This window comes from Microbacterium sp. UMB0228, assembly GCF_002871415.1.
Taxonomy (GTDB): Bacteria; Actinomycetota; Actinomycetes; order Actinomycetales; family Microbacteriaceae; genus Microbacterium.
Map to the genome: position 1 here is coordinate 479,703 of NZ_PNFU01000003.1, position 21,872 is coordinate 501,574.

Annotated in this window: 20 protein-coding genes and 1 tRNA gene; 15 read left to right on the forward strand and 6 right to left on the reverse strand. The window is 69.9% G+C overall.

Going from position 1 to position 21,872, the window contains the following annotated elements:
- The 7 genes from CJ226_RS18465 to CJ226_RS09800 all read left to right on the forward strand — a co-directional run.
- The coding region (locus CJ226_RS18465; RefSeq protein WP_308409682.1) for an rRNA adenine dimethyltransferase family protein at positions 1-476 on the forward strand (476 nt) is incomplete at its 5' end.
- 9 nt (positions 477-485) lie between these two features.
- A complete protein-coding gene (mgrA, locus tag CJ226_RS09775; protein ID WP_085606093.1) occupies positions 486-1,553 on the forward strand; it encodes an L-glyceraldehyde 3-phosphate reductase in 1,068 nt (355 codons plus the stop codon).
- Between the two features lie 7 nt (positions 1,554-1,560).
- Positions 1,561-2,493, forward strand: coding sequence for a 4-(cytidine 5'-diphospho)-2-C-methyl-D-erythritol kinase (locus tag CJ226_RS09780; RefSeq protein ID WP_102209048.1), 933 nt, complete (start codon positions 1,561-1,563; stop codon positions 2,491-2,493).
- A gap of 120 nt (positions 2,494-2,613) precedes the next feature.
- The gene (locus CJ226_RS09785) at positions 2,614-3,627 is read left to right on the forward strand and encodes a LacI family DNA-binding transcriptional regulator (RefSeq protein WP_082802940.1); all 1,014 of its coding nucleotides are present in this window, start codon (positions 2,614-2,616) and stop codon (positions 3,625-3,627) included.
- A gap of 153 nt (positions 3,628-3,780) precedes the next feature.
- Entirely contained in the window at positions 3,781-5,301 is a 1,521-nt protein-coding gene (gene mmsA / locus CJ226_RS09790; protein WP_308409686.1) for a multiple monosaccharide ABC transporter ATP-binding protein, read from the forward strand.
- On the forward strand, positions 5,298-6,668 hold the full coding sequence (gene mmsB / locus CJ226_RS09795) for a multiple monosaccharide ABC transporter permease (RefSeq protein ID WP_025105620.1): 1,371 nt from the start codon (positions 5,298-5,300) through the stop codon (positions 6,666-6,668). The genes mmsA and mmsB overlap by 4 nt, the downstream gene beginning before the upstream one ends.
- A 59-nt stretch (positions 6,669-6,727) precedes the next feature.
- Complete coding sequence (locus tag CJ226_RS09800; protein ID WP_062636493.1) at positions 6,728-7,846, forward strand: sugar-binding protein; 1,119 nt, start codon at positions 6,728-6,730, stop codon at positions 7,844-7,846.
- A gap of 107 nt (positions 7,847-7,953) precedes the next feature.
- Here CJ226_RS09800 and CJ226_RS09805 read toward each other — a convergent pair whose 3' ends face one another.
- Positions 7,954-9,135, reverse strand: a complete 1,182-nt coding sequence (locus CJ226_RS09805) for a Cmx/CmrA family chloramphenicol efflux MFS transporter (protein ID WP_102209050.1) — start codon at positions 9,133-9,135, stop codon at positions 7,954-7,956.
- 98 nt (positions 9,136-9,233) lie between these two features.
- Entirely contained in the window at positions 9,234-10,655 is a 1,422-nt protein-coding gene (locus tag CJ226_RS09810) for an HNH endonuclease signature motif containing protein (RefSeq protein ID WP_102209051.1), read from the reverse strand.
- Positions 10,656-10,745: 90 nt separating this feature from the next.
- Here CJ226_RS09810 and CJ226_RS09815 point away from each other — a divergent pair, with 90 nt between their 5' ends.
- The 6 genes from CJ226_RS09815 to CJ226_RS09840 all read left to right on the forward strand — a co-directional run bounded on the left by CJ226_RS09815 (position 10,746) and on the right by CJ226_RS09840 (position 18,087).
- Positions 10,746-11,522: an alpha/beta fold hydrolase gene (locus CJ226_RS09815; protein WP_146008239.1), complete on the forward strand. Its 777-nt coding sequence runs from the start codon at positions 10,746-10,748 to the stop codon at positions 11,520-11,522.
- Between the two features lie 42 nt (positions 11,523-11,564).
- A complete protein-coding gene (locus CJ226_RS09820; protein WP_102209053.1) occupies positions 11,565-13,457 on the forward strand; it encodes an ABC-F family ATP-binding cassette domain-containing protein in 1,893 nt (630 codons plus the stop codon).
- Between the two features lie 39 nt (positions 13,458-13,496).
- The gene (locus tag CJ226_RS09825) at positions 13,497-15,275 is read left to right on the forward strand and encodes a Na+/H+ antiporter (protein WP_102209054.1); all 1,779 of its coding nucleotides are present in this window, start codon (positions 13,497-13,499) and stop codon (positions 15,273-15,275) included.
- A 100-nt stretch (positions 15,276-15,375) separates the two neighbouring features.
- A complete protein-coding gene (locus tag CJ226_RS09830) occupies positions 15,376-16,278 on the forward strand; it encodes a MetQ/NlpA family ABC transporter substrate-binding protein (RefSeq protein ID WP_102209055.1) in 903 nt (300 codons plus the stop codon).
- 106 nt (positions 16,279-16,384) lie between these two features.
- Entirely contained in the window at positions 16,385-17,428 is a 1,044-nt protein-coding gene (locus CJ226_RS09835; RefSeq protein ID WP_062636507.1) for a methionine ABC transporter ATP-binding protein, read from the forward strand.
- A complete protein-coding gene (locus tag CJ226_RS09840; protein ID WP_062636509.1) occupies positions 17,428-18,087 on the forward strand; it encodes a methionine ABC transporter permease in 660 nt (219 codons plus the stop codon). Before CJ226_RS09835 ends, CJ226_RS09840 begins: the two co-directional genes overlap by 1 nt.
- A 5-nt stretch (positions 18,088-18,092) precedes the next feature.
- Here CJ226_RS09840 and CJ226_RS09845 read toward each other — a convergent pair whose 3' ends face one another.
- Both CJ226_RS09845 and CJ226_RS09850 read right to left on the reverse strand, forming a co-directional pair.
- A complete protein-coding gene (locus tag CJ226_RS09845; protein WP_102209056.1) occupies positions 18,093-19,016 on the reverse strand; it encodes a pseudouridine synthase in 924 nt (307 codons plus the stop codon).
- A gap of 219 nt (positions 19,017-19,235) precedes the next feature.
- Positions 19,236-20,003: an SDR family oxidoreductase gene (locus CJ226_RS09850; RefSeq protein WP_257996612.1), complete on the reverse strand. Its 768-nt coding sequence runs from the start codon at positions 20,001-20,003 to the stop codon at positions 19,236-19,238.
- A gap of 44 nt (positions 20,004-20,047) precedes the next feature.
- On the opposite strand from CJ226_RS09850, the gene CJ226_RS09855 reads away from it, so the two are divergent.
- Positions 20,048-20,518: an Rrf2 family transcriptional regulator gene (locus CJ226_RS09855; RefSeq protein ID WP_102209058.1), complete on the forward strand. Its 471-nt coding sequence runs from the start codon at positions 20,048-20,050 to the stop codon at positions 20,516-20,518.
- Between the two features lie 158 nt (positions 20,519-20,676).
- On the opposite strand, the gene CJ226_RS09860 is transcribed toward CJ226_RS09855, so the two are convergent.
- Both CJ226_RS09860 and CJ226_RS09865 read right to left on the reverse strand, forming a co-directional pair.
- Entirely contained in the window at positions 20,677-21,171 is a 495-nt protein-coding gene (locus CJ226_RS09860; RefSeq protein WP_062636517.1) for a MarR family winged helix-turn-helix transcriptional regulator, read from the reverse strand.
- Complete coding sequence (locus CJ226_RS09865) at positions 21,168-21,677, reverse strand: GNAT family N-acetyltransferase (protein WP_102209059.1); 510 nt, start codon at positions 21,675-21,677, stop codon at positions 21,168-21,170. The genes CJ226_RS09860 and CJ226_RS09865 overlap by 4 nt, the downstream gene beginning before the upstream one ends.
- Before the next feature lie 123 nt (positions 21,678-21,800).
- On the opposite strand from CJ226_RS09865, the gene CJ226_RS09870 reads away from it, so the two are divergent.
- Positions 21,801-21,872 (forward strand) — tRNA-Gln (locus CJ226_RS09870).

A 21,872-nucleotide genomic window follows, 5' to 3' on the forward strand; every position in this document is an offset into this window, starting at 1 on the left:
TGCTGCTGCACTTCCTCGAGACGTTCCCCTATCTGCAGCGGGGCGTCGTGATGGTGCAGGCGGAGGTGGCCGAGCGGCTCGCCGCGAAGCCGGGGTCGAAGATCTACGGCTCGCCGAGCGTCAAGGCCGCCTGGTACGGCGAGTGGAAGCTCACCGGGAACGTCTCCCGCCAGGTGTTCTGGCCGGTGCCGAACGTGGACAGTCTCCTCGTCGGCTTCGACCGCTCCGAGGGCGAGCGCGGCCCGGTGGAGGAGCGCCGGCGCACCTTCGCCATCGTGGACGCGGCCTTCAACCAGCGGCGCAAGATGCTGCGGCAGGCCCTCTCCGGCCTCTTCGGCAGCTCCGCCGCGGCGACCGACGTGCTCACCGCCGCCGGGGTCGCGCCGACCGCCCGCGGGGAGGACCTCACGGTCGACGACTACCAGCGGATCGCCCAGCACGCAACGGCGATCGAGGGTTCCGGCGTCAGCGGCTAATCTGGCACGGTGACCGACTCCCCCCGCTTCCGCCCCGACGTCCCCGAACTGCACCGTCCGTACGCCGCCGACGAGGGCCGCTACGGACGGTTCGCCTACCGTCAGGTGGGCGCCTCCGGCCTCTACCTGCCCCCGATCTCGCTGGGCCTCTGGTGGAACTTCGGCGACAACATCCCGCTCGACAACCAGCGGGCGCTCCTGCGTCACGCGTTCGACAACGGGATCACGCACTTCGACCTGGCGAACAACTACGGCCCGCCGTACGGCTCGGCCGAGAAGAACTTCGGCCGCATCTTCGCGGAGGACCTGCGTCCCTACCGCGATGAGCTGATCATCTCGTCGAAGGCCGGCTGGGACATGTGGCCCGGACCGTACGGCGACTACGCGAGCCGGAAGTACATCCTCGCGAGCGCCGAGCAGTCGCTCACCCGCATGGGGCTGGACTACGTCGACATCTTCTACTCGCACCGCGTCGACCCGGTCACCCCGATCGCCGAGACGGTCGGCGCGCTCGACACCCTCGTCCGCCAGGGCAAGGCGCTGTACGTCGGCATCTCCTCGTACAGCGCGGAGCGCACGGCCGAGGCCGTCGCCGTGGCGAAGGAGCTGGGGACGCCCCTGGTCATCCACCAGCCCGCGTACTCGATCCTCAACCGCTGGATCGAGGACGGCCTCACGCAGACCCTGGAGGAGTCGGGCCTCGGCGCCATCGCCTTCACCCCGCTCGCCCAGGGGCTGCTCACCGACAAGTACCTCGGCGACGGCACGGCCGAACGTGCACAGCAGCGCGGTTCGCTGCCGAACGGCAAGCTGTCCGAGGACGCGGTCCAGACGCTCCGGGCGCTGAACGAGGTCGCGCAGGGCCGGGGGCAGTCGCTCGCCCAGCTCGCGCTGCAGTGGACGCTGCGCACCCCGGTCGTGGCCTCGGCGCTCATCGGCGCCTCCCGGACGGAGCAACTCGACGAGAACCTCGCCGCCCTCGACGGTCCCGCCTTCACCGACGAGGAGCTCCGCCGCATCGACGAGCTCGCCGGCGCCATCGACGTGAACCTGTGGGCGACCTCGTCGGACCTGTGACCCGCTCATGAGCCTCGCCGCGTCCTCCGGGTCCGTGCACGTGCGCGCGCCGGGGAAGATCAACGTCTACCTCGGTGTCGGCGGGCGTCATGACGACGGCTATCACGCCCTCGCGACGGTCTTCCAGGCGGTGTCGCTGTACGAGGACGTGATCGCCCGCGAGGCCGACGACTTCTCGATCACGGTGACCGGGGTGGAGGACGACGGCTCGGTTCCGCTCGACGACCGGAACCTCGCGATGCGGGCCGCCAAGCTGCTGGCGACGGCGACGGATCACCCCGGCGGGGTCGCGCTGCAGATCCGCAAGAGCGTCCCGGTCGCCGGCGGTATGGGCGGGGGCTCCGCGGACGCCGCGGCCGCCCTGGTCGCCTGCGACGCCCTGTGGGGTACGGGACTCTCGGCCGCGCGGCTGCACGACCTCGCCGCGCGGCTCGGTGCCGATGTCCCCTTCGCGCTGCATGGCGGCACGGCCGTCGGCACCGGCCGCGGGGATCAGCTGAACCCGGCTCTCGCCCGCGGCCGTTTCGACTGGCTGCTGGTGACCAGCGACGAGGGGCTGTCCACGCCCGCCGTGTACACCCGGCTCGACGAGCTGCGCGAGGAGGAGGGGGCGCTCGCCGACGATCCGCCGCTCTCGCTCGACGTGCCGATCCCGGTGCTGCAGGCGCTGCGCACCGGAGACGCCTGGCAGCTCGCCGGCGCGCTTCACAACGACCTTCAGGCGGCCGCGCTCGACCTGCGACCGGATCTGGCGCAGACCATCGAACGCGGGGTCGCGGCCGGTGCGCTGCACGGTCTCGTGTCGGGCTCGGGGCCGACCGTGGCCCTCCTCTGCGCGGATCCCGAGTCCGCGCAGGCGGTGCAGACGGCCCTCCGCGAGGACGGTCTCGATCCGCTGCACGTGCACGGCGCCGTCCCCGGAGCCCGCATCATCGGCTGAGCCAGCCCCGCTCCCTCGCGTCCGAGCCGCGAGGAGCGTGCGCGCGGTCGAGATGCACCCGGCGGGTCATCGCAGACATAATGAAGTAGTCATGTGACCGTGCACACGCGAGGAGGCTGGATGTCCACCTCCTCCGAGCGTGCCCGCATGCCGAGCATCCGCGACGTCGCCCGCCTCGCCGGCGTCTCGCATCAGACCGTCTCCCGGGTGCTCAACGACCATCCCAGCATCCGCCCGGAGACCAAGGCGAAGGTGCTCGACGCGATCGCCGTGCTCGACTACCGTCCCAATCTCGCGGCGCGCGCGCTCGTGACGAGCAAGTCGAACATGCTCGGCATCCTCTCCGCGACGATCGGGGAGTTCGGGCCGACGTCGTCCATCGCCGGGATCGAGGACGCGGCGCGCGAGGAGGGGTACTCCGTCTCGACGCTCAACCTCCCCGCGACCACGCCGGAGGCGATCGGAAACGCGGTCCGCCAGCTCGAACGCGAGCAGGTCGACGGCATCGTGGTGCTCGCGCCGCAGGTGCGCGTCTTCCATGTCCTGCGCGGCATGAACGTCACCATGCCCTTCGTGACCCTGCAGACCGCCTCGGGGTCGGACGGCGTCAGCCTCTCCGCCGACCAGGTGGCGGGGGCGAAAGCGGCGACCGAGCACCTGATCGCGCTGGGGCACAGCGACATCCTCCATCTCGCCGGGCCGCAGGACTGGATCGAGGCGGAGTCCCGGATGCGCGGGTATCTGGATGCGCTCCGCGACGCCGACCTGCCCACGTTCCCGCCGATCCGCGGCGACTGGACGGCCGACTTCGGCTACTTCGCCGGCAAGGAGCTCTCGCTGCGGCGGGACTTCACGGCGGTGTTCGCGGCCAACGACCTCATGGCCATCGGGCTGCTGCACGGGTTCCGCGACGCCGGGGTGCGCGTGCCGCACGACGTGAGCGTGATCGGGTTCGACGACATCCCGGTCGCCGCGCACGTGGCGCCGACACTGAGCACGGTGCACCAGGACTTCCCCGAGCTCGGACGGCGCGCCGTGCGCATCCTCCTCGCCGAGATCCGCGGCGAGAAGACCCCCGCGTTCGGCCCGCTGCAGACGCTCCTGCGGGCGCGCGAATCCGCTGCATCACGGTAGCGACACGAAAACACGCCGCGGACTTGACACCGCTCCCGCGGAAGACGACGATATACCGATGTGAACGGTCACATCGAAGGTGACCGCACGTCGCGAGGAAGATCCGTGAGCACCACAGCAACGTTGCCGACCGTGTCAGGCCCGATCCTGGAGATGCGCCGCATCACCAAGGAGTTCCCGGGAGTCAAGGCGCTCGCCGACGTCTCGATCACCGTCCGCGCCGGCGAGATCCACGCGATCTGCGGCGAGAACGGCGCCGGGAAGTCGACGCTGATGAAGGTCCTCTCGGGGGTGTACCCGTACGGCAGCTACGACGGCGAGATCCTCCTGTTCGGCGAGGAGCAGCGCTTCAAGGACATCGCGGCCAGCGAGCAGGCGGGCATCGTCATCATCCACCAGGAGCTCGCGCTCATCCCGGAGCTCTCGGTCACCGAGAACATTTTCCTCGGCAACGAGATCCGTCGCTTCGGCCGCATCGACTGGCAGGCGCAGAAGGAGCGCACGATCGAGCTGCTCGCTCGCGTCGGCCTGGACGAGGACCCGGACGTGCCGATCAAGACCCTCGGCGTCGGCAAGCAGCAGCTCATCGAGATCGCCAAGGCGCTGAACAAGGACGTCAAGCTGCTCATCCTCGACGAGCCCACCGCCGCGCTCAACGAGAACGACTCGCAGCACCTCCTCGACCTGATCCTCGGGCTCAAGGCCAAGGGCATCGCGTCGATCATGATCAGCCACAAGCTCAACGAGATCGAGCAGATCGCCGACGAGATCACGATCATCCGCGACGGCCGCACGGTGGAGACGCTGGACATCTCCCGCGGCGAGATCAACGAGGACCGCATCATCCGCGGCATGGTCGGCCGCTCGCTGGAGAGCCGCTACCCGGACCGCACGCCGGAGATCGGCGAGGTGTTCTTCGAGGTCAAGGACTGGTGGGTGCAGCACCCGACCGTCCCGGAGCGCATGGTCGTGAAGGGGTCGAGCATCAACGTCCGCCGCGGCGAGGTGGTGGGTATCGCCGGCCTCATGGGGGCCGGCCGCACCGAGCTGGCGATGAGCATCTTCGGCCGTTCCTACGGCACGTTCCTCTCCGGCACGCTCGTCAAGGACGGCCAGGAGATCGAGCTCCCCGACGTCGCCGCCGCGATCAAGCACGGCCTCGCGTACGTGAGCGAGGACCGCAAGGTGCTCGGGCTCAACCTGCTCGACACCATCAAGAGGTCCATCGTCGCGGCGAAGCTCTCCAAGATCGCGCACAACGGCGTCGTCGACTCCCGCGAGGAGTTCTCGGTGGCGGAGCGCTACCGGAAGACCCTGCGCATCAAGACCCCGTCGGTGGAGGAGGGCGTCGGCAAGCTCTCCGGAGGCAACCAGCAGAAGGTCGTCCTGGCGAAGTGGATGTTCACCGACCCCGACCTGCTGATCCTCGACGAGCCCACCCGCGGCATCGACGTCGGCGCCAAGTACGAGATCTACGCGATCATCAACGAGCTCGCCGCCCAGGGCAAGGGCGTGATCGTGATCTCCAGCGAGCTGCCCGAGCTGCTCGGCATCTCCGACCGCATCTACACCGTGTTCGAAGGCCGGGTCACCGACTGCATCCCGGCCGACCAGGCGACCCCCGAAGACCTCATGCGCAGCATGACCTCCGCGACCCAGAAAGCATCCGCATGACCACCGACTCGACCACCGCGAAGCGCGGCTTCCACTTCAAGGACATCACGAAGATGTTCGGGGGAGGGCAGTCGACCCTCCGTCAGTTCGGCATCCTCGGCAGCCTCGTCGTCATCCTCGTCGTCTTCCAGGTGCTGACGTGGATCTTCAAGGGCACCGGCCTCACGCTGTCCTCCGGCAACCTCATCAACGTCGTCAACCAGTACTCGTACATCCTGATCCTGGCGATCGGCATGGTGATGGTCATCATCATGGGGCACATCGACCTCTCGGTCGGATCCGTCGCCGCGTTCACGGGCATCGTCGTGGCGAAGGCCATGCAGGACTGGAACCTCCCCTGGCCGCTGGGAATCCTCCTCGGTCTCGGTGTCGGCGTGCTCGTCGGTGCCTGGCAGGGGTTCTGGGTCGCCTACGTCGGGGTGCCGGCGTTCATCGTGACGCTGGCCGGCATGCTGTTCTTCCGCGGTGCGAACCAGGCGGTGGGCGACTCGCAGTCGGTGCCCGTGCCGGAAGGCTTCAAGATCATCGGCGCCGGCTACCTGCCGGAGATCGCCCTGCCGCTTCCGTTCAACATCCCGACCATGCTGCTGGCGCTCGCCGGCGTCGCATGGATCGTCTTCTGGGAGATCCGCACCCGGCGCATCCAGCGCAAGATGGGCTCCGACATGGCGCCGCTGTGGGTGAGCGTGACGAAGGTGGTCCTCATCTCGGCCGTCATCCTCGTCGCCGGCTGGCTGTTCGCCACGGGGCGTGAGGGCACGAGCTTCCCGATCTCGGGCGTCATCCTCCTCGCTCTCGTCATCCTCTACTCGTTCATCACGAACAACACCGTCTTCGGCCGTCACATCTACGCGGTCGGCGGCAACCGCCAGGCGGCGCGCCTCTCGGGCGTGAAGGACCGCTGGGTCGACTTCTTCGTGATGATGAACATGTCGGTCCTGGCCTCGCTCGCCGGCATGATCTACGTCGCCAGGGCGACCGCGTCCGGTCCGCAGGACGGCAACGGGTGGGAGCTCGACGCGATCGCCTCGGTCTTCATCGGCGGCGCGGCCGTCTCCGGTGGCATCGGCACGGTGATCGGCTCGATCATCGGTGGTCTGGTGATGGCGTTCCTGAACAACGGCCTCGCGCTGCTCGGCGCCGGTGCCGACGTCGTCTCGATGATCAAGGGCCTCGTGCTCCTCTTCGCCGTCGGCGTCGACGTGTGGAACAAGCAGCAGGGCCGTCCGTCGATCATCGGCTTCCTCACGCGCCGTCTCGGCCGCAAGCAGGATCCGGCCACCGACACGTTCGATCCCACGAAGACGAACTACCCCACCAGTCAGAAGTACGAAGCCCCCGCCGTCGAGGAGACGCGCGGAAAGTAAGGGCCGCGTCGCGCAACGCAGGCGCGACGGGACCTGCACACACCAGAGAAAGAGATCACATGAAGAAGATCCTTCTGTCGGCGACAGCGCTTGTCGTCGCGGGCGCATTCGCCCTCACCGGCTGCTCTTCGGAGCGCGGCGGTGGCTCGGGTTCGGGGTCGGGCGAGGAGGCCGCCTCGGGCTTCGACGCCGGCTCCACGATCGGTGTCGCTCTGCCCGACAAGACCTCGGAGAACTGGGTCCTGGCCGGTCAGCTGTTCACCGACGGCCTCGAGAAGGCCGGCTTCAAGGCGGACGTGCAGTACGCGCCCGCCAGCAACACGGTCGCCGAGCAGCAGAACCAGATCCAGGCGATGGTCACCGGTGGCGCCAAGGTCATCATCATCGGCGCCAAGGACGGCAAGCAGCTCACCACGCAGGTGGAGGCCGCGCGCGACGCCGGTGTCGCGGTCATCGCCTACGACCGTCTCATCGAGAACACCGACGCCGTGGACTACTACGTCGCCTTCGACAACTTCGAGGTCGGCAAGCTCCAGGGCCAGGCGCTGCTCGACGGGCTCGCCGAGCGCGCGGATCACGAGGCGCCGTACAACATCGAGCTGTTCTCTGGCTCGCCGGACGACGCCAACTCGGCGGTGTTCTTCAACGGGGCGATGGAGGTGCTGCAGCCGAAGATCGACGACGGCACGCTGAACGTCGTCTCCGGGCAGACCGAGATCTCCCAGACGGCGACCGAGGGCTGGAAGCCGGAGAACGCCCAGCGCCGCATGGACTCGATCCTCACGTCGAGCTACGGCTCGGAGACGCTCGACGGCGTCCTGTCCCCGAACGACACCCTTGCCCGCGCCATCATCACCTCGGCGCAGCAGGCCGGCAAGCCCGTCCCCGTGGTCACCGGTCAGGACTCCGAGGTCGAGTCGGTGAAGTCGATCATGGAGGGCGTGCAGTACTCCACGATCAACAAGGACACCACGCTGCTCGTGGAGCAGGCCATCAAGATGGTCGGTCAGCTCCAGAAGGGTGACGAGGTCGACGTCAACGACACCGACCAGTACGACAACGGCAAGAAGGTCGTCCCGGCCTACCTGCTCCCGCCGGTCATCGTGACCAAGGAGAACGCGGCCGAGGCCTACGCCAACGTCCCGAGCCTCCTCGAGATCGTGAAGTCGTACGAGTAAGCCGTAGCGCGAACATCCGGGTTCCCAGAGAACATCGGACACGACGAGCCGTCCGGACCCTCGGGTCCGGGCGGCTCGTCGCCGTTGCGGCGCGTCACCGTCTGCCCTCAGCCGACGGGCCGCCATCGCCGCGTCGCCAGGGCGAGGAGGAGCGCCGCCATCGTCAGCGTGGCTGCGAGAGCGACGGGGGAGAGCGGACCCGCCCCGCTCGCGAGGGTCCACGCTCCCGACGCCGGTCCGATCACAGCGCCGATGTTCAAGGCCGCGGTCGCGTAGGACCCTCCCATGGTCGGGGCGCCGGAGGCGGCGTACAGCACCCGGGTGATCAGTGTGCTTCCGACGCCGAACGAGGCCATGCCCTGTACGAAGACGAGGAACAGGAGGGGTGTCGGCTGCGTCGCGACCGCCGCCAGGACGATCCAGCCGCCGAGGAGCAGCGGGCCGCCGACCGCGAGGAGCACAGCGGCATGTCGATCGGCGAACCGACCCGCGATGGTCACGCCGAGGAACGAGCCGATACCGAACAGGACCAGCGCGAGCGGGACCGCAGCGTCGGGCAGGCCCGCGACCTCGGTGACGATCGGCGCGAGGAACGTGAAGACCGCGAAGGTCCCCGCGTTCACCAGGGCCGCCAGGGTCATCGCGAGGGCCAGGCGCGGTGTCCCCAGGAGCGCGAGCTCCGTGCGGAGGGCCGGTTCCTTCCGGAGGAGTGGTGCCGGGGCGGGGTCGCGCTCCGTGCCCGGGATCGTCGTCGACACGCCGCGGAGGATTCCGAGCAGCGCAGGGAGGCAGAGGAGCGCGACAGCGGCGAAGGTCGCGCGCCAGCTCAGCGCGGTGCCGAGGATGGCGCCCACGGGGACGCCGACGATGGTGGCGACGGTCGTCCCGGAGAGCAGCACCGCGAGCGCTCGTCCGGTGCGCTCGCGGGGGACGAGGAGGGTCGCCGTGCGCAGGGCGACGGCGAGGAAGCCGGCGTTCGCGAGGGCGCTGAGTACGCGCGTGACGAGCAGAAGCTCGAACAGGGACGTCATCGCGCCGACGGCATGGCACGCGGCGAAGAGCGCGAGGCAGGCGACGAGTGTGCGGCGTGGGGGCCAGCTGCGCGCGAACGCGGCCATGGCGGGTGCGCCGATGACCATGCCGACCGCGAAGGCGGAGGTGAGGAGGCCCGCCGTGCCGACCGGGACGTCGAGCTCGTGCGCGATCGCGGGGAGGAGTCCCGCGAGCATGAATTCGGAGGTGCCCATGACGAAGACCGCCAGGGCAAGGGCATAGAGGGGGAAAGGCATCGAGTGCTCCGAGGTGAGAGGGAAGAGGAATGCTTCTCGTCACCACGGTCAGCGCCCGGGTCACCGGCGCGCGCCCGCTGGCAGGGCGGACGAAGGGATCAGTGGTTCGCGGGGCTGACCGTGTGACCGGCAGCCCCCGACCTGTCTGATTCGGGGCTCGACATGCCCTCCACTCTAGGGCTGTCGGCGGGAGACCACGGAGGTTCCTCGGCGAAGGTGACGGTGTGCGGAGGCGGCGGTCGGTCGATGTAGGTCCGGCCGGTGGGGCTCGTCCACTCCAGAACGCCGCCCGGCCCCTGCTCGACGTGCCACGGAGAGTGGTGTTTGAGCATGTGATGTCGTCGGCAGAAGGTCGCCAGGTTGTCGTGCACGGTCTCGCCGCCGAGCGCCGCATCGTGATTGTGATCGAGGTCGCACTTCCGCGGCGCGAGACCGCAGCCCGGGAAGCGGCAGCGTTGATCGCGGGCCCGCAGGTGTCGGCGGAGGTCTTCGCTCGGGCGATACCGGTCGACGGCCAGCAATGCCCCGCTGATCGGGTGGGTGAGCACCCGATCCCAGCCGCTCGCCGCGCCGGCCAGTCTCCGGGCCGTGGCCGGATCGATCGGGATCATCCCGTCCAGCTCGGCGGCGAGGATCGGAGTGCCCTCTGTCGTCCGTTCCTGCTCCCCGTGCATCAGCTCGCCGTGCATCAGCGTGAGCACCGGCACGGTGACCTCGACGCGCGCTCGAAGCTTCGAGAGCAGTCCTTCTTCAGAGTCATGCCCCGCCGGAGCGCCGGTCAGGACGAGATCGGCGAGCAGGTCCGCGCGCAGCTGATCGACCGTGCGGTCGTCGAGGACGCTCTCCTCCGCCTCGGGACGCCGCGCCCGCGCGTTCTCCTCCCGCACGGCATACGCCATCTGGGAGAGCCGGTCGTACATCCCGTGCACGAGCGCCGCGGGGCCACGCGCGCCGAGCTCGGCCATGCCGTCCTCGAGATCGGTCACCCAGACGCGGCGCAGCTCCCTGGCGTCACGATGTCGCTCGACGAGCGTCCGCTCCTGGAACCGGTCGGCCAGTCGGCGCACGAGTCGGCGTATCCGGTTCGGAGATTCCGCAGCGGCCACCTCGATCGCCTCCGCCGCGAAACGCGAACGATCGTCGGCGTCGTCGAGGTGAGCCCCCGCCTCCACGATCACGCGTGCATGCGCGGCGCTGATCCGCCCGGCGCCTTGAGCCTCCCAGACGGCGGGGAACCGTTCGACCAACCACGACGCATCGGACATCCGCCGCTCGATCGTGCGGTCGCTCACGCGCTGCGCGGCCCCGATCTCCGCGGCGACCGTGCGGATCGCCATGTCTGCGCCGTCCGGATGCCGCGCCTGCCGGGCGATGTCGACCGCCAGTCGCCCCGCCATCGCGAGCAGTCCGTCGCGGGCCGCCTGCATGCTGCTCAGCGTCTTCTCCGCCGCTTCCAGCCCCTCCACCAGATCGGCCAGCATCGCCATCTGGGAGTCGGTCGCGTCGAGCAGTGCGGGCATGACGGCAGTCCATCACCGACCACCGACATTCGAACGAAGATTCGAAGGAATCTGGCCGAAAGTCGTATCACGAAAGGATAACGACCGTGGTTGACTGGCTCCGTGCTCCTGAACGTCATCGAAGCCGGGGAGGGCGACCGCGTCGCCGTGCTGCTGCACGGCATGATGGGGTCCGCCGAGAGCTGGCACCGCGTGGTCCCGCTGCTCGTGGAACGCGGCTTCCGCGTGCTCGCGCTCGATCTGCCCGGCCACGGCCTCTCTCCGCGTGACCCGGAGCTCACGATCGAGACGGCGGCCGATGCCGTCGTCGCCACGCTCGCGCAGACGGCGCTCCCTCCGGGGAGAGGTTCCGCAGCGGGGGACGGGGCGGCCCTCCCGCTCGCCGTCGCCGTCGGGCACTCCTTCGGCGCCACCGTGCTCGCCGCCGCCGCGCCCCGCCTCGATCCGAGTCTCGCGGTCTACGTCGACGCGCCGCTCGCCCTCCAGGGCGGCCAGGACCGCGCCTCTCTCATCTCGCAGTACGAGCATGATCGCCGCGCGCGCATGTCGCCCGCGGAACTCCGCAAGCTCCGGCCCTTCTACTCCGTCGACGACGCCACGGTCGAGGCGCGGGCGGCCGAGCGCTTCGATCCGCCGACCGCGGCCTCCGTCTCCTGCGGGGAGGACGGTCATTGGACCGCCGCCCCCGGCTCCATCGTCGTCCGCGCGGAACCCAGTGCCTGGGTCACCGACGAGGACGCGCGGCGGTTCGAGCATGGCGGGGTCACGGTGCGCAGCATCCCCGGGGCCGCCCACACCGTCTGGTACAGCCACTTCGAGGTCTTCACCGCCGCGCTGCCGGAGCTCTTCGCCCCGTCGCTGGTCTGACCGGGAGACCGTCCAGCGCGGCGCGACTACCCTGGAGAGGACATGGCACATCTTCTCGGGGCCGAAGCCCTGCACCTCGAATACCCGACCCGCGTCGTCTTCGACGCCGTGACCCTCGGCATCGAGGAGGGCGACCGCATCGGCATCGTCGGCCGGAACGGCGACGGCAAGTCGAGCCTCCTCGGCATGCTCGCCGGCACGAAAGAGCCGGACTCCGGTCGGGTGACCGTCCGCGGCGGCACCCGCATCGGCGTGCTGGACCAGGCCGACACCCTCCCCGACGACATCACGATCGGCGCCGCCGTGGTCGGCGACATGGCCGAGCACGAATGGGCCGGTGACGCCCGCGTCCGCGACGTGATCGAGGGGCTGCTGACCGATCTTCCCTGGGACGCGCAGATCGGCTCCCTCTCCGGCGGTCAGCGCCGCCGCGTGTCGCTCGCGAAGCTGCTCACCGGAGACTGGGACGTCATCGCTCTCGACGAGCCGACGAACCACCTCGACGTCGAGGCGATCACCTGGCTCGCCGGGCATCTCAAGAAGCGCTGGCCCGCGAACGCCGGAGCCCTCCTCGTCGTGACCCACGACCGGTGGTTCCTCGACGAGATCTGCACCGAGACGTGGGAGGTGCACGACCGCATCGTGGAGCCCTTTGAGGGCGGCTATGCGGCCTACATCCTGCAGCGCGTGGAGCGTGACCGCATGGCGGCGGCGACCGAGGCGAAGCGGCAGAACCTCGCCCGCAAGGAGCTCGCCTGGCTGCGCCGCGGTGCCCCGGCCCGCACCAGCAAGCCCAAGTTCCGCATCGACGCGGCCAACGAGCTCATCGCCGACGTGCCCGAGATCCGCGACAAGGTCTCGCTGCAGTCGCTCGCCGTCTCACGGCTGGGTAAGGACGTCGTCGACCTGCTCGATGTGGGGGTGACGTACCCTTCGACGGGCTCAGGGACCCAGACTTCGACAGGCTCAGGGACCCAGACTTCGACAGGCTCAGGGACCCAGGCGGGCTCAGGGGCGGGCGGGAAGACCGTGCTGAAGGACGTGGAGTGGCGGATCGCCCCGGGCGAGCGCACGGGCATCCTCGGGGTGAACGGCGCCGGGAAGTCCACACTCCTGGGGCTCATCTCCGGCACGGTCGAGCCCACAGAGGGGCGGATCAAGCGGGGGAAGACCGTGCAGGTGCGCACGCTCACGCAGCGCCTCGATGAACTCCTCCCGCACTGGAACGACCCCGTGCGCGTGGTCATCTCGGGCCTGCGCACGTCGTACACGCTCGGCGCCGGGTCGAAGGCGCAGGAGCTCACACCAGGACAGCTCCTGGAGCGGCTCGGGTTCTCCTCGGCTCAGCTATCGACGCCGGTGAAGGATCTCTCCGGCGGCCAGCAGCGCCGGTTGCAGCTGCTGCTCGTGCTGCTCGACCAGCCGAACGTGCTCATCCTCGACGAGCCCACGAACGACATGGACACCGACATGCTCGCCGCGATCGAGGACCTCCTCGACTCCTGGTCGGGCACGCTCCTCGTCGTGAGCCACGACCGGTACTTCCTGGAGCGGGTGACGGATCAGCAGTACGCGATCCTTCCCGGTCCGGACGGCGCGGGGCGCCTGCGGCATCTCCCGGGCGGCGTCGACGAGTACCTGCGTCTGCGGCAGCGCGTCGAGAGCGCCCCGGCGACCTCGACGGCGGCGTCGGCCCCCGCAGCGAGCGGTCTCGACGGCGCGGCTCTCCGGGCGGCGCAGAAAGAAGCCGCCGCCCTCGAGCGTCGCATCCAGAAGCTCACGCAGCAGGTCGACGCGGCCAAGCACGCCCTCGCCGACCACGACCAGTCCGACTACGCGGGCCTCGGCGAGCGGATGAAGGCGATCACCGCGCAGGAGGCCGAGATCGAGGAGCTGGAGCTGCGCTGGTTCGAACTCACGGAGCAGATCGGCTGACGGAGGAATATCCTTCTCCCACGACTGTTGGGAGTAGCGATGGAAGGCCTCGAAGTAACCGTCCTGCTCGGACTCACGATCCTCGTCGGAACCCTGATCGCCCCGCGCGTGCGTCTCGCGCTGCCCCTCGTCCTCGTCATCCTCGGACTGCTGCTGGGATTCGTCCCGCCGCTGCGCGAGGTCCAGCTGCCGCCGGAGACCGTGCTGCTGCTGTTCCTGCCGGTGATGCTGTTCTGGGAGAGCCTCACGACATCGCTGCGGTCTATCCGCCGCGACTTCCGCTACATCGTGCCGATGAGCACGCTCCTCGTCGTCGCCTCCGCGTTCGCGGTGGCCGGCATCGGCGTGCTGTTCGGCATGCCCTGGGAGATCGCCCTCATCCTCGGGGCCGCGGTCGCGCCGCCCGATGCCACGGCCGTCGCCGCCCTCGGCCGGCTGCTGCCTCGTCGGATGTTCATGAAGCTCAAGGCCGAGAGCCTGACCAACGACGGCACCGCGCTCGTGCTCTACGCCATCGCAGTGTCCCTCGCACTGGGCGGCCAGGTCACGCCGCTCTCGGTCACCTGGGACGTGCTGGTGTCGTACGTGGGCGGGATCGCCGCGGGGATCGCGGTCGCGGCCCTGGCCACGCTGCTGCTGCGCCGCATCTCCTCCACCATCGTCATCAACGTCACGCTGCTGCTCGTGCCGTTCTCCGCGTTCCTGCTCGCCGAGCTCGTCCACGCGTCCGGCGTGCTCGCCGTGGTCGTGGCCGGACTCATCGTCGCCTGGGTGTCGCCGCGCGTGACGACGGCAGCCTCGCGCCGGCAGGCCGACGCGGCCTGGCCGTTCGGCGTCTTCCTGCTGAACGGGGCGCTGTTCGTGCTCATCGGCCTCGAGGTGCAGTTCGTCGCGCACGAGATCTCCGCCGCCGCCATCGGCCGCCTGGTGCTCGTGACGCTCGCCGTATGGGCGACGCTCTTCGCCGTGCGGTACGTGTTCCAGCTCCTCAACGTGCTGTTCCAGCGCCGCCCGGCCGAACGCCCGCCGCGCGGCGCCCGCTCCCGTGCCCGACTCGTGTCGACGGTCGCCGGCATGCGCGGCGCGGTGTCGCTGGCGATCGCGCTGTCGGTGCCGGCCGAGGTCTCCCAGGGGAGCGTCGTGGGCGGTCGCGACGAGATCGTCTTCGTGACCGCCGGGGTGATCCTGCTCAGCCTCCTCGTTCAGGCGCCCCTGCTTCCCGCGCTCGTGCGGTGGGCGCGATTCCCGGTCGACCATGCCGAGGACGAGGAGTACGAGCTCGCTGAGCGGGCGATCTCGGGTGCGGCCCTGGCAGCGCTCGACGACCTCGCCGCGGAGCACGGCATCGGACAGGAGGTGCGCGACCGGGTGCGTGCCGAGGGGTACCAGGCGCTGGAGTTCGCGAACGCCAGGACGCTCGCGCGGGAGCAGGCGCTCATCGACGCCGAGGCCGACGCGCTGGACGAGATGCTCGGCGCGCCCGATCCCTACGGCACCGGGGGAGAGGCGCGCAGCCGCGAGGACGAGGACGCGGGGGACGTCGCCGTGTCCGCGGGGACCGCCCCGGAGCCCGAGGCGACGGACGGCACGACGCTGCAGATGATCGCGACCTCCGCCGACGTCGACCTCGCCCAGCGCTCGCCGCTCGTGCGGCACGAGGAGCACACCCGGCTCAAGCTCGCGCTGCTCGACCGCAAGCGCGAGGTGCTGCTCGGGCTCCGCGGCGCCGGCACCGTGGACGACATGGTGGTCCGCCGGATCTCCGCCCGTCTCGACCTGGAGCAAGTGCGTCTGCAGGGCATCGAAGAGTTCGACTGACCGATCCCGCGCGGCTGTGACGCCGTGTGACATCCCGATTCCGCGACAGCGCGCCCTCCTGTCTAACGTTGTCGAGTCCCGCCAGGAAGGAACCCTCATCATGTCCCGCCGCACCACCTCCGCCCTCGCCGCGTTCGCCGTGGTCCCGCTGTTCGTCGCCCTCGCCGGGTGCGCCACCTCGTCCGACGCGGGTTCCGGCGACGGCGGCTCCGAGAACGAGACCGTCAAGATCGGTGTCGTCGGGAAGGGCGACGCGCAGTGGGCGCCCTTCGTCGAGGCCGCCGCCGACGAGGGCATCACGGTCGAGCTCGTCGACTTCGGTTCCTACGAGCAGCCGAACCCGGCGCTGACCGAGGGGGAGATCGACCTCAACCAGTTCCAGCACATCGTGTACCTCGCGGAGTACAACAACGCCTCGGGCTCCGACCTCACGCCCATCGGCTCGACCGCCATCTACCCGCTCGGCCTGTACTCGACGAAGTACGACGACGTCGACGACATCAAGAAGGGCGACACGGTCGCGGTTCCCGACGACGCCTCGAACCAGGCACGCGCGCTCAACGTGCTGCAGCAGGCGGGCCTGCTCGAGCTCAAGAGCGGCGGCACGCCGTACTCCGACCTCGCCGACATCGATGCCGACAAGTCCAAGGTGAAGGTGACGGCCCTCGAGGGTGCGCTCATCCCGACCTCGCTCCCGGACGTCGCGGCCGCGATCATCAACAACGACTTCGTCGAGGACGCCGGACTGACGTTCGACGACGCGATCGCGCAGGACGACCCGGAGGACCCGAACGCCCTCCCGTACGTCAACATCTTCGCCGCGCGGGCAGAGGACGCGGACAACGAGACGTATCAGAAGCTCGTCGAGATCTTCCAGACGAACGAGGATGTGCAGGCGGGGCTGCTCGAGTCCTCCGGCGACACCGCGGTGGCGCTGCGTACCCCGGTCGAGGACCTCGTGGCCTCGCTGGAGAAGGTCCAGAAGGACGCCGAAGAGAAGTAAACGGACGCCGGGGTGTGATCCGCCCCCTGTTCGATGAGGGAGAATCGGGTGGCGCTTCGTGCGCCGCCCGATTCTCCGTTTCCCGAGAACCAGACCGGAGCACCACATGCCGATCGTCACCCTGACGAACGTCTCCAAGACCTACCCCTCCCGCAGCCAGGGCGATCGCGAGATCGTCGCCGTCGACGACGTCACCCTCTCCATCGACAAGGGCGACGTCTTCGGCATCATCGGATACTCCGGTGCGGGGAAGTCGACGCTCGTGCGTCTCATCAACGCGCTCGAGCCGGCCACCCACGGCACCATCACGGTGGACGGTGTCGACATCACGGCGCTCAAGGAGAGCGAGCTGCGCGCCGTGCGCGGCGGCATCGGGATGATCTTCCAGCAGTTCAACCTGTTCTCGTCGCGCAGCGTCAAGGCCAACATCGCGTACCCGCTCAAGCTCGCCGGCTGGTCGAAACCGGACATCGAGGCGCGCGTCGCCGAGCTGCTGTCGTTCGTGGGACTCTCCGACAAGGCGAAGGCGTACCCGGAGCAGCTCTCCGGTGGACAGAAGCAGCGCGTGGGGATCGCCCGCGCGCTCGCGACCAAGCCCGCCATCCTCCTCGCGGATGAAGCGACGAGCGCGCTCGATCCGCAGACCACGCACGAGGTCCTCGACCTGCTCAAGCGCGTCAACGAGGAGCAGGGCGTCACGATCGTCGTCATCACCCACGAGATGGATGTGATCCAGACCATCGCCACCCGCGTCGCCGTCATGGAGAACGGGCGGGTCATCGAGCAGGGCGACGTCTTCGACGTCTTCTCCGCCCCGCGGAATCCGGCGTCTCAGCGGTTCGTCGGCACGGTGGTGAAGGGGGTGCCCTCTCCGTCGGAACTCGCGGTGCTGCGGGACCGGCATACCGGACGCCTGGTGACCCTGTCGTTCCGCGACGGCGACTCGTCGCAGGCCCAGGTGTTCCTCGACCTCGCCGCGGCGGGTCTCGACTTCGAGCTCGTCTACGGCGGGATCAACGACATCCGGGGTCGTGCGTTCGGCCACCTCACGCTCGCCATCCGGGGTGACCGCGCCGCGATCGATCACGCCCTGGCGCGTATCGCGGAGCGCGTCGAAGTCACCGTCATCGCCGGAGAGGAGGGTCGCTGATGGATCGTCTGAACGAACTGTGGCCGGAGTTCTGGCAGGCCGCGCTCGAGACCCTGTACATGACGTCGTTCGCGCTCGTGCTCGGCGGGATCCTCGGGCTGGCGGTGGGCGTCCTGCTGTACGTGACGCGCCCGGGCGGACTGATGCCGAACCGCGTCGTCTCCGGGCTCATGAACTTCGTGGTGAACTTCTTCCGACCGATCCCGTTCGTCATCTTCATGGCGGTGGCGCAGCCGTTCGCGCGCCTGGTCGTCGGCAGCGGCATCGGCACCACCGCCGGAGCCTTCATCATCGGTCTCGCGGCGGCCTTCGCGATCGGCCGCATCGTCGAGCAGCATCTCGTCTCCGTATCGCCGGGCGTGATCGAGGCGGCGCGGGCGATGGGCGCCGGGCCGTGGCGGATCCTCTTCACCGTCGCGATCCCCGAGTCGCTCGGCCCCCTCATCCTCGGTTACACCTTCATCGTCGTCGCGCTCATCGACATGACCGCGATGGCGGGACTCATCGGTGGCGGCGGGCTCGGGGCCTTCGCGCAGATCTACGGTTTCCGGCAGTTCGAGCCGCTCGTGATGTGGGCGGCGATCATCCTCATCGTGGTGTTCGTGCACCTCGTGCAGCTTCTCGGGACCCGGCTCGCGCGGAAGGTCATGCGCCGCTGAGCCGATCAGCGTGCCGGGGCCTCCTGCAGGCTCCGGCGCGTGGTGAAGGTGCGCTCCTGCCCGCTCAGCGGATCGGTGAACCGGAGCTCGCGTGCGAGGAGCTGGAGCGGGCGGGTGAAGTCGTCCGGGCGCTCCGGCTGCAGCACGGGGTAGAAGCCGTCGTGGAGGATGCCGAGGCCGAGCGCGGCGAGGTGCACGCGGAGCTGGTGCATCTTCCCGCTATGCGGACGGAGAAGCGTGTGCACGACGCGATCGTCGGCGGCGATGACCTCGATGAGCGTCTCGGAGTTCGGCTCGCCGTCCTCATCCACCTGCACGCACACCTGACCGCGGAGCTTCTCGATCCGGTTGCGGTAGACGAGGGGGAACCGCGACGGATCCCAGTCCGCCGGGCGCGCGGAGACCGCCTCGTACATCTTCTCCACACGACGGTCCTCGAACAGCAGCTGGTAGGCGCCACGGGTGGCAGGGCGGGCGGAGAACATCAGCAGCCCCGCCGTGGCCCGGTCGAGGCGGTGGATGGGCGTGAGATCGGGGTTGCCGAGGCGATTGCGCAGCCGGACCAGGGCGGAGTTCTGCAGGTACTTGCCGCCCGGCGTGGTGGGGAGGAAGTGCGGCTTGTCCACCACCACCAGATGCTCGTCCTGGTGCAGGATCTCCTCGGTGAACGGGATCTCCTTCTCGACAGGAGGCTCCCGGTAGTACCAGACGAACTCCTCGGCGCCGAGAGGCGTGTCCCGGGAGAGCGGCCGGCCGTCGCGCGCGACGATCTCCCCGCGGTCGAAGCGCACGAGCAGCCGCTCCGGATCGAGGTGGAAGAACCGCTCGACCATGTAGGCGGCGATGGTCGGCCACGCACCCGTCATCGGCACGTGCAGCCGGGTCGCGCCGACCCCGTCGCGCACGGGAAGCGGGGAGGGCATGCCCATGTCTCGGCCTTCGGAGCAGGGGTCGCGGGGCTGCGACCGGGTGCTCCCAGCCTAGGCGACCGCTCGGGCAGGGTCCGTGGGCCGCGGCCACTCCTGCCTCGGTTGCACGATCCCGTTGCGCCTGCACGACCGTTTCGGGGTTCTCGTCCCACGTCCGGCCTCTGGTCGTGCATCCGGAGGGAGGGGACCGGACGGGAGAACCCGGAACCGGTCGGGGTGTCAGCGGGTTTCGGTGGCCAGCCAGTCGTCGAAGGTCGTCGGCGCCGTGCGCGCGTCGTCGCCGGGAAGCAGTACCTCACCCGCGAACTCGACGCCGAGCGCGGCACCCTTCCACGCGGCGCGCAGCGGAAGGTCGCGTCCCCAGGCGGCGAGAGTGCGGCGCGCCATGTCGACGGCGTCCTCCGTGCGGGGTCCGGCGATGTCGAACGAGCCGCCGAGCGCCGGCGACTCCGCCGCGTCGACGAGGGCGACGGCCACGTCCACGGGCGCGATGGGCTGCAGCAGCAGCGGGGGTACGATGCCCTCGCCGTCCTCGATGCTCCACTCGGCGATCATCGCGGGGAAGTCGTGGAACTGCGTCGCCCGCACGATGGTGAACGGAACGGGGCCACGAGTGACCTCTCGCTCCTGGGCGCGTTTGCCTGCGTAGTGCGGATTGCCGCGCACGCGATCGAGCGCCGCGATCGAGAGGGTCACGTGGTGGCCGACCCCGGCCTCGGCGCCGGCGGACAGCAGGGTGCGGCTGAGCGTGGTGAACACCCGCTCGGCCTCGGCGACGTCGGATACCGGAGGATTCGTCGCGTCGACGACCGCATCCACTCCGCGCAGCAGCGCCGCGAGACCTTCGCCCGCGGTCAGGTCGACACCCTCGCTGCGGCTGAGCGACAGCGGGTCGTGCCCCCGACGCCGGGCCTCTTCGACGACCAGTCGCCCGATCCGGCCCGTTCCTCCCGCGACCGCGATGCGCATGCCCACTCCTTCAATCATGGATATTGTGTGTCCACAATAGGGCGCCCGGATACGATGGGCAAGTGAAACTCCCGGAGACCTCGGAATGGGTGCTGCACACCGTCGCGGTGATCGCTCAGCTCCCCGCGGGGTCGACGGTGTCCGGGGCGCAGCTCGCCGAGCACTTCGGCGTGCCGGGGCCGTACCTCTCGAAGCAGCTCGCGAAGCTCGTCCGCGCCGGCATCCTCACCGGGAGCACGGGGCCCCGCGGCGGCTTCCGCCTGGCCAGGGAGCCCGAGAGCATCACTATCCTCGATCTCGTCACCGCGGTGGACGGCGCCGCCGACCCCTACATCTGCCGCGAACTCCGTCAGCAGGGGAGGGGCGCCGCCCGTCCGGAGGACTGCACCGCGCCGTGCGGACTCGCCGTCGTCATGCGCCGTGCCCACGAGGCCTGGAGGGTTTCTCTGGAGGCGGTGTCGATCGCGGAGGTCGTCGGCACGCTCCCCGACACCGTCCCGGCCAAGAACCGGCGCCTCCTCCTCGGACCCTGACCCGCCCGTTCGCCCGATCCGTGCCGGGTCGGTCCTGCGACGCCTGCACGACCCGGGTCCGGATGCACGACGATATGACCACTTTCCCCAGCAGCCGTGCACGGATCGTGCAAACGGAACAGACCGGACGGGCCGGACCGAACCACACCGGGTCCGGGTCAGGCGTCGAAGCTGAGACTCAGCTTCCGCAGCAGGGCGGCCAGTCGGTCCCGGTCGGCGCGGGAGAGGGCGCGCAGGAGGTCGGCCTCGGCGTCCACGAGCCGGGTGATCGCGGCGTCCACCCGGACCCGGCCGTCGTCGGTCAGGGTCACGAGCACGCTGCGGCCGTCCGCCGGGTCGGCTTCACGGCGCACGAAGCGACGGCCGACGAGACGGTCGATGCGGTTGGTCATGGTGCCGCTCGACACGAGGGTCTGCTGCAGGAGCTGCTTGGGGGAGAGCTGGAACGGCGACCCGGCCCGGCGCAGCGCCGACAGCACGTCCCACTCCCACGGTTCGAGGTCGCTCCGGCGGAACACCTCGCGGCGTGCGCGGTCGAGGTGCCGGGAGAGGCGGTCCATGCGGGACAGCACCTCGAGCGGGGAGAAGTCGAGGTCGGGCCGCTGCGTGTTCCACGCGCCGACGATCCGATCGACCTCATCCGCCTCGCTCATCCGTTCATTATCGCGCGCGAGGGCGTCGTGGCCGCGGAAGACGCGGGGACGAGCATCGTGAGGAACGCGCTGTGCGGGTCGGGGAGGTAGGAGCCGAACGGGGCGCCCTCGCGGAACCCGGCGGCGGCGTACATCGCCCGCGCGGGGGCGAAGAAGGGGTCGCGGCCGGTCTCGAGTGAGAGCCGCCGGACGCCCCGCGCGCCGGCGTCGTCGAGGAGATGACCGAGCATCGTCCGCCCGAACCCGCGCCCGCGGAAGGCGGGATCGGTGCGCATCGACTTCAGCTCCTCATGTCCGTCCTCCACGACCGCGAGGGCGCCCGTCGCAGCGATCCGTCCGTCGACCCGTCCCGTGAAAAACCGGACGCGCGGAGTCAGCAGCCGGTCGAGCGGGAGCGCATGCTGGCTCTCGGGTGGAGCGGTGCCGTCCATCTCCGCGTGGTGGGCGGCGACGAAGGCCGCGATCTCGGGGGCGGCGACGGTGACACGGTCGATCACGAGGGTCATCGTCCCAGCATCGCAGAGCGGTGTTTCGAGCGGATGACGGGCCGGCGCGACGCGGGTCGCACACACAGGAACGGACACCGGGACGTGGCAGACTTATCGGGCGGCGCCCCCGGGGTGCCGCGGTCCGCCGTGGTGTAATGGCAGCACGACAGCCTTTGGAGCTGTGAGGTCTAGGTTCGAGTCCTGGCGGCGGAG